This is a genomic window from Waltera intestinalis (genome assembly GCF_009695995.1).
In the GTDB taxonomy this organism is placed as follows: domain Bacteria; phylum Bacillota; class Clostridia; order Lachnospirales; family Lachnospiraceae; genus Acetatifactor; species Acetatifactor intestinalis.
Genome location: NZ_VUMU01000005.1, coordinates 88,881 through 101,198, shown reverse-complemented (window position 1 = coordinate 101,198; position 12,318 = coordinate 88,881). Strand labels below are relative to the sequence as shown.

Here is a 12,318-nt window from a genome sequence, read left to right as displayed (position 1 = left end):
GGGATCCCTAATTCATGCAGGAATATGTAATAGAATTATCTAAATATTTCATAGCCCTTTTTATGGTGCTCTATACCGGCAGCTGTTTTTATACTTTCCGCTACCCGGTTGGCGAATATTCCAAAGGAATCTTTATATTGCAGAATATTTTAATGTTTCTGGTACAGGTCCTTTGTTTTTTGGATCTGTCTCTTACCGGCGGAGATCTTCAGTATTTATTTTTCTTTGCATTTATACTGATTTTTCTGTTCGCAACGATAACTATGGTTTCTCTGATCTACGAGAATATCAATAGGCTTTTGCTCAATAACATGTGCATGCTTTTGGGCATCGGCTTATGTATGGTATCCAGACTTTCTTTTGATAAAGCGATCCGACAGTATGTGATTGTTCTGGTATCACTGATCATGTCGCTTTTTATACCTTTTTTACTTGGCAGAATTCACTTTTTCAAAAAAATCACCTGGTTATACGCAACACTGGGAATTGGTCTGCTCAGTACGGTATTGATTCTCGGAGAGGTAACCCATGGGTCCAAAATATCTTTTACCATGGGAGGAATTACATTTCAGCCTTCGGAATTTGTGAAGATCCTGTTCCTTTTCTTCCTGGCGGGTGCATTATGGGAAAATGTGTCCTTTCAGCGGGTGTTACTGACTGCTGTGATTGCAGGAGCTCATGTAGTTGTCCTGGTCGTATCCAAGGATCTGGGAAGTGCGCTGATCTTTTTCATTGGTTTTGTATTCGTTGTTTTTGCCGCAACGAAAAATTATCTCTATCTGGCGGCCGGAATGATCGGCGGAGGCGCAGCCTCTTATCTGGCATATCTGTTGTTTGATCATGTACGGGTCAGAGTTCTGGCATGGCAGGATCCTTGGAAATACATCGACAGTAAAGGATATCAGATCACACAGTCGCTGTTTGCCATCGGAAGCGGAAGCTGGTTCGGCATGGGATTATTAAAAGGTAATCCTACCGCGATTCCGTATGTGGAAGCGGATTTCATTTTTTCATCCATTTGCGAGGAACTGGGAGTTATCTTTGGAATGTGCCTGATTTTGATCTGTATCAGCAGTTTTTTGGAAATGATGCGGATTTCGGTACAAATTCACGACCGCTTTTATCAGCTGATCGTATATGGCATCGGTATTATGTATATTTTTCAGATTTTTCTGACGATTGGCGGAGGAACCAAGTTTATCCCTCTGACAGGTGTAACGTTGCCGTTTATCAGTTACGGCGGAAGTTCCGTTATGACTACGATGATCATGTTTTTCATTATACAGGGAATTTACATCCGGCTTCAAAAGGAAGGTGAGCGCAGAAGTGGCAGAAAATAAAAAAAAGCAAAATCACAAACGTATGGGAAACCAGCGGGAGATCTGGATCTCTGCAGGTGCAGCCGGTGTGCTGTTTCTTTGTCTGTTTCTCTATCTGGGACATTTTGTGGCCACGAGTGAACAGGACATGATCAACAACAGCTATAATTCAAGACAGCAGATACTGTTGTCGAGAAATTATCGTGGATCCATCTATTCCAGAGATGGAGAGGTACTTGCGGAGACAATCTTGAATGATGAGGAAGAAGAGAGCCGTAACTACCCTTACAAAAATCTGTTTTCTCACATTGTTGGCTATTCCACACAGGGCAGAATGGGTGTAGAAGCGCTGGCCAATTATTATTTGATCAATACAAATACTTCCTTGAGTAACAAGGTGAAAAACGATACTGCTGGAAAAAAGAATCCCGGGGATAATGTTTACACTACACTGGATGTTAAAATTCAACAGGTGGCAAATGATCAGCTGGATATCTATCGCGGTGCCATTATTGTAACCGAAGTGTCTACCGGGAAGATTCTTGCCATGGTATCCCATCCGGATTTTGACCCCAATTCCATCGGAGAAATATGGGAGGATCTGGTAGATAACGATTCCAGTACCGTACTGGTCAACCGGGCTACACAGGGATTGTATCCTCCGGGTTCTACCTTTAAAATTGTGACGGCATTGGAATATATTCGGGAAAATCCGAATACCTACCAAAATTATTCTTATACCTGCAACGGAGCTTTTCGCCTGGGCAATAGCAAGATCAGCTGTTATCACGGCTCCAGTCATGGGACGGTGGATTTTACCAGATCTTTTGCAAAATCCTGTAATTCGTCCTTTGCTAATATCGGAATGAGCCTGGACCGGACTGCTTTTCAGGAGACATTAAATGATCTTCTGTTTAACAAAGAGCTGCCATTGACACTGAATTATGCCAGAAGTTCAGCGCTGGTATCCGATGATACTCCTCCGGCAGAAATGATGCAGACCTCCATCGGTCAGGGTAAGACACAGATTACTCCCATGCATCTGAACATGATCACCTGTGCCATAGCCAACAACGGAGTCCTCATGAAACCGTACGCGATCGATCACGTGGAGAATGATGAAGGAACTGTCATTAAAAGTTTCAAACCCAGCGAATACGGCAGTCTGATGTCAGAAGAAGAGTCTGCGATCCTCAGACAACTGATGACTGATGTGGTCCAGGAGGGTACCGCTTCCAAGTTAAAAGGACTTGACTATACCGCAGCCGGAAAAACAGGTTCCGCGGAATATAATAATATTAAAGGTGACAGTCATGCATGGTTTACCGGATTTGCTCCTGCAGAAGATCCGGAAGTGTGTGTAACCATTATTGTGGAAGGTGCCGGCAGCGGCGGAGATTACGCCGTGCCCATTGCAAGACGTATTTTTGACGCGTACTTCAGCGAAAAACAGTAATCGGAGGTTAAGGAACATGATTGAGGCTATCAGCTGCGGCGGAGTCGTAATATTTCGCGGAAAGATTTTACTGCTCTATAAGAATATCAAAAACAAATACGAAGGCTGGGTTCTTCCGAAAGGAACGGTGGAACCCGGTGAGACCCATGAAGAGACCGCATTGAGAGAAGTATTGGAAGAGAGCGGTTCCCGGGCATTTATCGTGGACTACGTCGGGAGAAGTGAATATTCATTTACCGTACCGGAGGATGTGGTAGCAAAAGAGGTTCACTGGTATCTTATGAGTACCGACAGTTATTACAGTAAACCGCAGAGAGAAGAATATTTTGCGGATTCCGGTTTTTATAAATATCATGAAGCATATCATTTACTGAAGTTTGCCAACGAGAAACAGATTTTGGAAAAAGCTTATGCGGAATACCAGGAAAGAAAAAGGAATAATCAATGGATGAATTGATTATTCCAGCTTCTTATTTTTATTTATTATATTTATACGTTTTTAACGATTTCAAGATCGGTTCTCTGCAAAAGATCCACAAATTCATTTTTTTCATTTTTCAGAATCGGGCGGGAGAACTTATTGGGATGAATGATCAGGACTTCCCAGATACTTCCGTCATTCAACTGCACATTGGTACCGATTTGTGCGTCTGCGATCCGTTTCATGATCGGCATTAACAATTCCACATCATACTTGTCCAGACTCTTTTCGAAATTCCCCAAAATCTGTAACGGTGTAAGTGCGTTGCGGTAAGTTCTCGGCGATGCCATTGCAATATAAGCGTCAATGATCGCCATATATCTGGCATAGACATCAATTTTCTGCCCCGACATATGATAAGGATAACCGCTGCCATCCAGACGTTCGTGATGCATGATCACTGCATTTTTAACATGTTCGTTTAAATCCTGGTTACGTACGGAAGTATAGCCTACCACCGGATGCGTTTTGATGATCTTGAATTCTTCCTCTGTGAGTTTTCCAGGCTTCCACAACAATTCATAAGGAAGCTGCAGTTTTCCGATATCATAATAGAATCCGCAAAGAATCAAAGTGTTTTTTTCTTCTTCTGACATAGAGAGCCAGTCGGCGAACGTACCTGCCAGCAGTGCAGCATTCAGGCCCTGCGTATACGTCAGTTCATCCTCACTGGGCATAAGGTTATACAGATAATCCAGCAATACGGATCCGGAAGTAATATAATAGTATAATTCTTGATATATGGTAAGTAGAAAAATATCCGCCGGCTTTCTTCCCATGACCAATAATTGTTTCATGGCCAGTTTATACTCAGCCAGAAAAATCGGATAAGCACGTTCAAATGCCTTAAAATTGGAATCAAAGCGAATTTTCTCATAATGGGTCGTGGCGAAATCAATATCCTCCATAATCGTAACGCATACCAGATCGTATCGCTTTAATTTTTCTATGATCTGCGGAGTTACTGTGGTACCGGCAGGATAAATGACATGATTCTGATCCTGAATATCTTCTCCGAGAACCATATCCGGCTGAAGCTCCATCTTCGTTATAACTTTCAATGGTTTTTCCTCCTCCTTTGTACTGATTACAGTATAAAATATCATCCGGAAAAGTCAAGCGACAAAAATTGTAATATAGAAGAATCTATGCTATAATAAACTCATCTTGGCAGCAATAACCTATGCTGCAGGGCAGGTTAACAAAAAGGAATTTATTTATGGCAGGAAAGCTTACGTTTGCTCCCAATCTCTATCTGGGAGAAAGCATTGCATCTGAAAAACTGGATAAACTAAAAAAGAGACTGGAAAAAAAACCTCTTTTGGCAAATGTCTATCTCATTACTCCGGCGAAGAACCCGGCCGATCAGCTAGATATTTTTGATGCCAGGCAACTCATACAGCCTCATTACAAAAAAGAAGAATTTCTGATTCTTGGTATTGCAGCGGGATATGAGGAGGCATTGCAGCTGATCGAACAGATCACAGGAGAATGTCTGGACGCCAGAGGCGACTGTAATCTTCGGGAGTATTTACTATGTTAACGATTCTTTTTAAAATATTGGGCATTTTAGGAATTCTGTTACTGGTACTTCTGTGGATTGCACTTACGGTAATACTTTTGGTATTGTTTTTCCCTCTTTGTTATAAGGCATCCGGACAGAAGAGTGTCGATGAAATGCGTTTTTCCGTAAAAGTCCGATGGTTATTCGGTCTGGTGCGAATCTTTTACAATTATCCGCAGCCGGGAAAGCTTCTGGCAAAGATCCTTTTTTTTACTGTATATGATTCCTCGGACGAGAGAAAAGAAAAAAAGAACATTTCCACCGGGAAGTCCTCAAAAAAAGCAGTGGTTCCTCCCACAACGGAAATACCACAGGAAGCTGTGCCTTCCGCTTCCGATTCGCAGACATCTGTGAAAAAACCGATTTCGGAGCAAAAAAGCACGAAAGAAAGAGGCTTTTTGGATAAAATCCGGTACACAGTCGGTAAAATATGTGATAAAATCAAACATATTCTGAATAACATTACTTTTTATAAAGATTTATGGAATGACCCGGAGACCAGAGGATTACTCCGGCATGCCGGAAACCGTATCGGTCATATTCTGAAATCATTACGTCCGCGAAAACTGGAACTTACGGCCCGCATCGGCACCGGATCACCGGATACCACAGGCTACCTGTACGGAATCTACGGTATGATACTTCCTCAATTGGGAAAAGACATCTGTATCACTCCGGATTTTGAACAGGCAATTTTAGAGGGTAATTTTAAAACATCCGGCCATTTTACCTTAGCGTGTGTATTGTTCCATACCATTTGCGTGCTTATGGATAAGCGGCTTAAACTATTGCAGCATAAAATCAGACAATTTCAAAATAAAGAAAAAGAATAACAGATTAAAAACAGGAGGTTTAATATGGCAGAAAAAGATAATCAGTTTCAGGGGGTTGTGGAATCTCTTTTAAAAGGAATGGATACCGTGCTCTCCACAAAGACGGTAGTAGGCGAAGCTACCAAGATCGGAGATACCATTATATTACCGTTAGTAGATGTTACTTTCGGTGTCGGAGCCGGTGCGGGGAATAATTCCGAAAAAAGATCCGCATCCGGAGCCGGTGGTCTGGGCGGTAAAATGACTCCCAGCGCCGTACTGGTGATCAAAAACGGTTCCACCAAGCTGGTCAATATCAAAAATCAGGATACTGTTACCAAGATTCTGGATATGATTCCCGATATTGTAGATAAATTTACCCAGCCGAAAGAAAAAGAAGGAATGTCGGATGCCGAAGTTGTCGATATTGCATTCCCCGAAGACGGAGAAAAGCCTTCCGAAGATAAGTAATAATTTTTATACTCTGCATATAATAAGATGAGAATATGAATAGCGGGTCTTTTATGAAAAAAATCATTGGCCTGATTCTTTTTTTTGTAGCTATCGGCATGTTGTTGATGATGGTGATCCACAATCGGCTCATCGGATTGATCATATTGGCACTTCTGTTGTTTGCAGGGTATTATCTTTTCAGCAGTTGTGAGTAAGAGGGTTGAGCATGATTGATTGGGAAGAAATCATCAGGACAGAAAGTACAGAGGAACTGAAAGAAGCCAAGCTCTGGCTGTTTCAGGAGAATATGCGTCTGCAGCAGGAGCGTACCGAATTAGAACAGGCAAAGGACAAATTCCTCGAGGAACGTGTAACACTCCGGGATGAACTGGATGCTTTGAACCGTCGTACGGTTATGGAACGAAAACGTCTGAAAGAAGAAAGTCTGTTTTTTGAGAAAAAAATGGCAATTCTGCAGGACGGCTTCCGCCAGTTGGAGGAGGATCGGAAAAAGCTGGAAAAAGAGAGACGACTTCTCCGGGAAGAAGAGGTCAGTCCAAAAGCTTCTGACGAAGACGGCACCGAGAATACCCTTACCGTAGTACAGCTTTTATTTCGCGGTGTCAATAATCCATTGGCATTACGGAAGAGATATCGGGATCTGATCAAAATCTTTCACCCGGACAACCTTTTCGGTGACGGAGAGCTGGCTGGACAAATCAACAAAGAGTATTTAAAAAGGAAACAGGAAGAGCGGTTTTGGTAAAAAAATAAGCCAGAAATGAAATTTATCATTTCTGGCTTTCTCAAATCCAATATTATCGTAGAAGATTAAGCTCTTTCAACTTTACCAGATTTTAAGCAGCTGGTGCAGACATGCATTCTTCTAGCTCCGCCGTTAACCTTGCACTTAACGCTCTTAACATTAGAGTTCCAAATTGCGTTGCTTCTTCTATGAGAATGGCTTACGTTGTTACCGAAATGAACGCCCTTACCGCAAATATCACATTTAGCCATCTTGACACCTCCTCGATCTAACGCGCATCTTACGCTTACTTTTAATCAAAATTTTTAATAAAACATATGTGAAATGCTCACAACATTGATATATTAACAGAAAAACAAAATAAAAGCAAGCAAAAAATATTTATTTTTTTTATTTTTATGTTTCTTTTTCATGACAAAGCTGTTAAAATACATTTATATATGTCTGAGTCCGGGAAAATCCGGCCGGAGATATCGGAAGAAACAATTGATCCGAATATAAAGGAGGTTCTGTATGAAAGGTTCTTCTATGAATACCCATATGGGAAATATTGTCATTGATAATGAAGTCATTGCACAGTATGCCGGCAGTGTGGCGGTAGAGTGCTTTGGTATCGTAGGTATGGCCGGAGTCAGCATGAAAGATGGCCTGGTAAAGCTGCTGAAAATGGACAGCATCACCAGAGGTATCAACGTGTCCCTGGACAACAATAAACTGGTTCTGGACTTCCATGTGATCGTAGCTTACGGCGTCAGCATCCTGGCTGTCACCGACAATCTGATCAGCAACGTAAAGTATAAGGTGGAAGAGTTTACCGGTATTGAGATCAAAAAGATCAACATCTATGTTGAAGGTGTAAGAGTGATTGATTAAGGAGGAAGTAATTGTGGCTTTACAACAAATCGACGCTAAGATGCTTTCCAAGATGTTCTTAGCCGGCGCCAAGAATTTAGAGAACAAGAAAGAATGGATCAACGAGTTAAATGTATTTCCCGTACCCGACGGAGATACCGGTACCAATATGACTATGACGATCATGTCTGCGGCAAGAGAAGTTTCCGCACTGGGAGACGATGCCGATATGGCTGCTTTATGTAAGGCAATCTCCAGCGGTTCCCTTCGCGGGGCGAGAGGTAATTCCGGTGTTATTTTATCTCAGTTGTTCCGTGGATTTACCAAAAGTATTAAGGAAGAGCAGGTTCTGGATATTCCTGTTCTGACCCGTGCATTCGAAAAAGCGGTAGAAACTGCATACAAGGCTGTTATGAAGCCAAAAGAGGGCACGATTCTGACCGTAGCAAAAGGTGCTTCCGATAAGGCAAAGGAACTTTGTGAGGACGGTGCGGATGATCTGGAGCAGTTTTTAGGTACTGTCATCGAACACGCCCGTTATGTGCTCAGCCAGACTCCCGAAATGTTACCGGTATTAAAGCAGGCCGGCGTTGTGGATTCCGGCGGACAGGGGCTGGTAGAAGTATTAAGCGGTGCTTATGATGCCTTTTTAGGTAAGGAGATCGATCTGACCGTAGCTCCTGCAGCTGCTACGAAAGCAGAAGATACTAAGAGTTCTCTGGAAGTACAGGCAGAAGCAGAGATCAAGTTCGGCTATTGCACTGAATTCATTATTCTGTTGAACAAGCCTTTCAATGTAAAAGCAGAGATGGATTTCAAGGCATTCTTAGAGTCCATAGGTGATTCTATTGTATGTGTTGCGGATGACGATGTTGTCAAGGTACATGTACATACCAACGATCCCGGTCTGGCAATCCAGAAGGCATTGAAGTATGGTGCATTATCCAATATGAAGATCGACAACATGCGTTTGGAACATCAGGAAAAACTGTTCAAACTCTCCGAGAAAGAAGCGGCACAGAAAAAAGCAGAGGAAGAAAAGGCTGCACAGCCTGCCAAGGAGGTAGGCTTCCTGGCAGTCTCCGTAGGTGACGGCTTGAGCGAACTGTTTAAGAGCCTCGGCGTAGATTATATTATCGAAGGCGGTCAGACCATGAACCCCAGTACGGCAGATATTTTAGACGCAGTGGACAAGGTAAATGCAAAGACCATTTTTGTCCTTCCGAATAATAAAAACATCATTCTGGCAGCAAACCAGGCAGCGGAACTGATGACCGATAAGGAGCTTTTAGTCATTCCCACCAAGACCATTCCTCAGGGTATCACTGCTGTGATCAACTTTGTTCCGGAGTTGTCTGTGGAAGAGAACGAAGAGACCATGCTTCGCGAGATCAAAAATGTCAAGACCGGTCAGGTGACCTATGCGGTGCGTGATACCGTGATCGATGACAAAGAGATCAAGAAAGACGACTTCATGGGCATCGGTGACCAGGGCATCGTAGCCGTCGGTACCGACATGGTAAAAGTAACTCGTGATATGATCGCTGAACTTGTGGATGAAGATTCCGAACTGATCAGCATATACTACGGCTGTGACGTGGCAGAGGATGCTGCGGAAGCGCTGCGTACCGATCTGGAGGAGGCTTATCCCGCCTGCGATATTGAATTACAGTATGGTGGACAACCTATTTATTACTATACTGTTTCTGTAGAATAAATTGAGAGTTAGTTGAATAGTTGCTTTAAAATCCACGCAGAAAGGACTGCCCGCCCCGGACTCGGATGCTAGCTACAACTGTGGATTTTCTAAAGGAAAGTGGCCAAGTGTTTCTCGTCATGACGGGGCCTCCTTTACGTTGCCATCCATGGCACTTATCGGCTAACGCGAACATCGTGTTCGCGTTGCCCCTGCGGCTCAACCACTTTCCAAGAAAATCTCACAGTCTCCGCCGCATCTATGTCCGGGGGAGCAGTCCTTTTCTGCTGGGTTATGAAAAGCATCTCAATTATTTAGGCAGAGCATTTTAGAATACATGCGCAGAAGTTAATAACAAGTTCTGCATTTTCATAAAAACTGTTATAAATGTTGTTTTTATGAAAAATATCCCCATCTTTTATGCTTCAAAACTAATAAATTTCATAAAATTCGAGATATTATAGAATTTATGAAAAAAAGGAATGTATTTTAAGAATTTTTTTCATAAATATAGTAAAATAAGTATCTTTTTATGAAACTAATAGCCCTTGCCAGGGCTACTGGTTTTTGAAAGCTTTCCAAAACGCAGAACCCCCGGAGTATGCGGTGCCATGTCGAAGATGTTTGTCGGAGGATGTTGATATTTTCTAGAAAAGTGACGAGAACTACTCATCACTTTTCGTAGAAAATTCACATCCGGAGACCTTACATCGAGACATGTGTATCGCATGCTCCGGGAGTTCGTGGATTTTGCCAATGTATTCAACTAACTCTCAATTTAGTTATAGAAAAGAGGGACCGGTATGAGTGATGCAATTCCTGTGAACAGAATAAAAGGCGTGGGAGAGAAGACAGCAGCTCTGTTCGGCAAGATCAATGTCTATACCGTAGACGATCTGATCCGCCATTATCCCAGGGATTATGAGACTTATGATGCTCCGGTATCCATTCTGGAGACATCCCCCGGCAGTGTCCAGGCAGTCTACGGTCAGATCACCGCTATCCCCAACGTGAAGAAAGTCCGCAATCTCTCCATCCTCAACGCCATTTTGAAGGATGACAACGGAGATTCCATCCAGCTTACTTTTTTCAATATGCCTTTTTTAAAAAAAGTATTAAAACCCGGTGGATTCTATCTGTTCCGAGGTCTGATTCAGCAACGTGGTACCCATAAATTCATGGAACAGCCCCGGATGTTTACCTGGGACGAATACATTCAGAAATCAGGCCGTCTCCTGCCCCGATATGCCCTGACCAAAGGACTGACCAATCAGACGGTGCAAAAATCTGTGGCACAGGCGCTGGAACACTATCCACCGGAAAAAGAATATCTGCCGCAGGTGATATTACAGAAATATCCCATGCTTTCCCACAGGAAAGCTGTCTATGCCCTGCATTTTCCTGAGAGCAGAGAGGAACTGTTAGCTGCCAGAAACCGTATGGTATTCGAAGAATTCTTCTCCTTTTTACTGGTACTTCGCAAAAATAAGGAATTAGCGGCGAAGACAGAAAACCATTTTCCCATGTACGAGACTGCGGATACAGTGCGGTTTTTAGAACAGCTGCCGTTCCCGCTGACAAAAGCCCAAAAAAAAGTCTGGGGTGAGCTCAGGGAGGACATGGGAAGTCCTTATGCCATGAACCGTCTGATTCAGGGAGATGTAGGCTCCGGTAAGACGATTTTGGCAGTGCTGGCACTTCTCATGTGTGCGGCTAATGGTTATCAGGGAGCAATGATGGCTCCTACTGAAGTACTGGCAGTCCAACATTTTGAGACCATTTCAGGCTATGTAAAAAAATATGGCATTGCTTTCCGTCCGGTGCTTCTGACAGGCTCTATGACGGCGAAGGAGAAACGGGAAGCTTATGCGAAAATTGCTTCCGGAGAAGCTAACCTGATCATCGGAACCCATGCTCTGATCCAGGAAAAAGTGGAATATTCTTCCCTGGCACTGGTAGTGACGGATGAACAGCACCGCTTTGGTGTAAGGCAGAGGGAGACATTAGCTGCCAAAGGGAGTGAGCCTCATGTATTAGTTATGAGTGCTACACCGATTCCCAGGACATTGGCCATTATCCTATATGGGGATCTGAAGGTCTCGGTCATCGATGAACTTCCTGCGAATCGTCTGCCTATCAAAAACTGTGTCGTAGGGACTGCCTATCGACCCAAGGCTTATGAATTTATCGCAAAAGAGGTAGCTGCCGGCAGACAGGCTTATGTCATCTGTCCCATGGTGGAAGAGGGCGAATCGGAAGACCTGGAGAATGTAGTAGATTATACAGAGAAACTCCGGGCAGCTCTGCCACCTTCCGTTCAAGTAGCTTACCTCCATGGAAAGATGCGCCCGGCAGACAAAAACCGTATCATGGAAGAATTTGCTGATAAGAAGATCGATGTTCTGGTCTCCACCACGGTAATTGAAGTCGGTATCAATGTTCCCAATGCCACGGTGATGATGGTGGAAAATGCGGAGCGCTTCGGGCTGGCACAGCTGCACCAGCTGCGTGGGCGTGTAGGACGTGGGGAATTCCAAAGCTATTGCATTTTTATCAGCACATCAGAAGCCAAAGAGACCATGGAACGATTACAGATCCTGAACCATTCCAACGACGGTTTCCATATTGCTTCCGAGGATCTGAAACTGCGAGGTCCGGGAGATATCTTCGGTATCCGGCAGAGCGGTGAATTTGCATTTGTACTGGGTGATATATATACAGATGCAAATATTTTAAAAGAGGCTTCAGATGCCGTGGAACAGTTGCTTGTATCCGATCCGGAGCTGACAGATGACGACAGTCTGGCATTGGTGAACTATTTCAAAGAACATACCGCAGTAAATGTTGTTGACTTTCGGACCATCTGACAGTAAAATTACTTTTAGGTTCAAAGTTTTATACTTAGGATCATATAATTTA

General features: G+C 43.3%; 13 protein-coding genes. 11 read left to right on the top strand and 2 right to left on the bottom strand.

The features are described 5' to 3' along the window. The first annotated feature begins 14 nt into the window (after window positions 1-14). Genes FYJ59_RS06085 through FYJ59_RS06075 form a run of 3 tightly spaced genes read left to right on the top strand, consistent with a single transcriptional unit; the run spans window position 15 to window position 3,232 of the window. Entirely contained in the window at window positions 15-1,340 is a 1,326-nt protein-coding gene (locus FYJ59_RS06085) for an FtsW/RodA/SpoVE family cell cycle protein (protein ID WP_154495958.1), read from the top strand. Continuing rightward, complete coding sequence (locus FYJ59_RS06080; protein WP_328597210.1) at window positions 1,327-2,775, top strand: peptidoglycan D,D-transpeptidase FtsI family protein; 1,449 nt, start codon at window positions 1,327-1,329, stop codon at window positions 2,773-2,775. The genes FYJ59_RS06085 and FYJ59_RS06080 overlap by 14 nt, the downstream gene beginning before the upstream one ends. A 16-nt stretch (window positions 2,776-2,791) precedes the next feature. Beyond that, window positions 2,792-3,232 carry an NUDIX hydrolase gene (locus tag FYJ59_RS06075; RefSeq protein ID WP_022155078.1) on the top strand — a complete coding sequence of 147 codons (441 nt, stop codon included), beginning with the start codon at window positions 2,792-2,794 and terminating at the stop codon, window positions 3,230-3,232. Between the two features lie 32 nt (window positions 3,233-3,264). Here FYJ59_RS06075 and FYJ59_RS06070 read toward each other — a convergent pair whose 3' ends face one another. Next, window positions 3,265-4,317: an HD-GYP domain-containing protein gene (locus FYJ59_RS06070; protein WP_205839468.1), complete on the bottom strand. Its 1,053-nt coding sequence runs from the start codon at window positions 4,315-4,317 to the stop codon at window positions 3,265-3,267. Window positions 4,318-4,475: 158 nt separating this feature from the next. On the opposite strand from FYJ59_RS06070, the gene FYJ59_RS06065 reads away from it, so the two are divergent. From FYJ59_RS06065 to FYJ59_RS06050, 5 genes are read left to right on the top strand one after another with little or no spacing between them, the layout of a single operon-like run. Next, the gene (locus FYJ59_RS06065) at window positions 4,476-4,799 is read left to right on the top strand and encodes a hypothetical protein (protein WP_118547114.1); all 324 of its coding nucleotides are present in this window, start codon (window positions 4,476-4,478) and stop codon (window positions 4,797-4,799) included. Continuing rightward, window positions 4,793-5,653 (top strand): DUF2953 domain-containing protein, encoded by an 861-nt coding sequence (locus tag FYJ59_RS06060; RefSeq protein ID WP_154495956.1) that lies wholly within the window; start codon window positions 4,793-4,795, stop codon window positions 5,651-5,653. The genes FYJ59_RS06065 and FYJ59_RS06060 overlap by 7 nt, the downstream gene beginning before the upstream one ends. 24 nt (window positions 5,654-5,677) lie before the next feature. Then, on the top strand, window positions 5,678-6,103 hold the full coding sequence (locus FYJ59_RS06055) for a GerW family sporulation protein (protein WP_022155074.1): 426 nt from the start codon (window positions 5,678-5,680) through the stop codon (window positions 6,101-6,103). A 53-nt stretch (window positions 6,104-6,156) separates the two neighbouring features. Beyond that, on the top strand, window positions 6,157-6,300 hold the full coding sequence (locus FYJ59_RS13905) for a hypothetical protein (protein WP_205839467.1): 144 nt from the start codon (window positions 6,157-6,159) through the stop codon (window positions 6,298-6,300). An 11-nt stretch (window positions 6,301-6,311) separates the two neighbouring features. Beyond that, complete coding sequence (locus FYJ59_RS06050) at window positions 6,312-6,851, top strand: hypothetical protein (protein ID WP_118547116.1); 540 nt, start codon at window positions 6,312-6,314, stop codon at window positions 6,849-6,851. A 65-nt stretch (window positions 6,852-6,916) separates the two neighbouring features. On the opposite strand, the gene rpmB is transcribed toward FYJ59_RS06050, so the two are convergent. Further along, window positions 6,917-7,102, bottom strand: coding sequence for a 50S ribosomal protein L28 (gene rpmB / locus FYJ59_RS06045; protein ID WP_022155072.1), 186 nt, complete (start codon window positions 7,100-7,102; stop codon window positions 6,917-6,919). Window positions 7,103-7,364: 262 nt separating this feature from the next. On the opposite strand from rpmB, the gene FYJ59_RS06040 reads away from it, so the two are divergent. From FYJ59_RS06040 to recG, 3 genes are all read left to right on the top strand, one after another. Next, window positions 7,365-7,724, top strand: coding sequence for an Asp23/Gls24 family envelope stress response protein (locus tag FYJ59_RS06040; RefSeq protein WP_022155071.1), 360 nt, complete (start codon window positions 7,365-7,367; stop codon window positions 7,722-7,724). Window positions 7,725-7,737: 13 nt separating this feature from the next. Beyond that, complete coding sequence (locus FYJ59_RS06035) at window positions 7,738-9,420, top strand: DAK2 domain-containing protein (RefSeq protein WP_328597209.1); 1,683 nt, start codon at window positions 7,738-7,740, stop codon at window positions 9,418-9,420. 782 nt (window positions 9,421-10,202) lie between these two features. Next, entirely contained in the window at window positions 10,203-12,266 is a 2,064-nt protein-coding gene (gene recG / locus FYJ59_RS06030) for an ATP-dependent DNA helicase RecG (protein ID WP_154495955.1), read from the top strand. The last annotated feature ends 52 nt before the right edge of the window (window positions 12,267-12,318 follow it).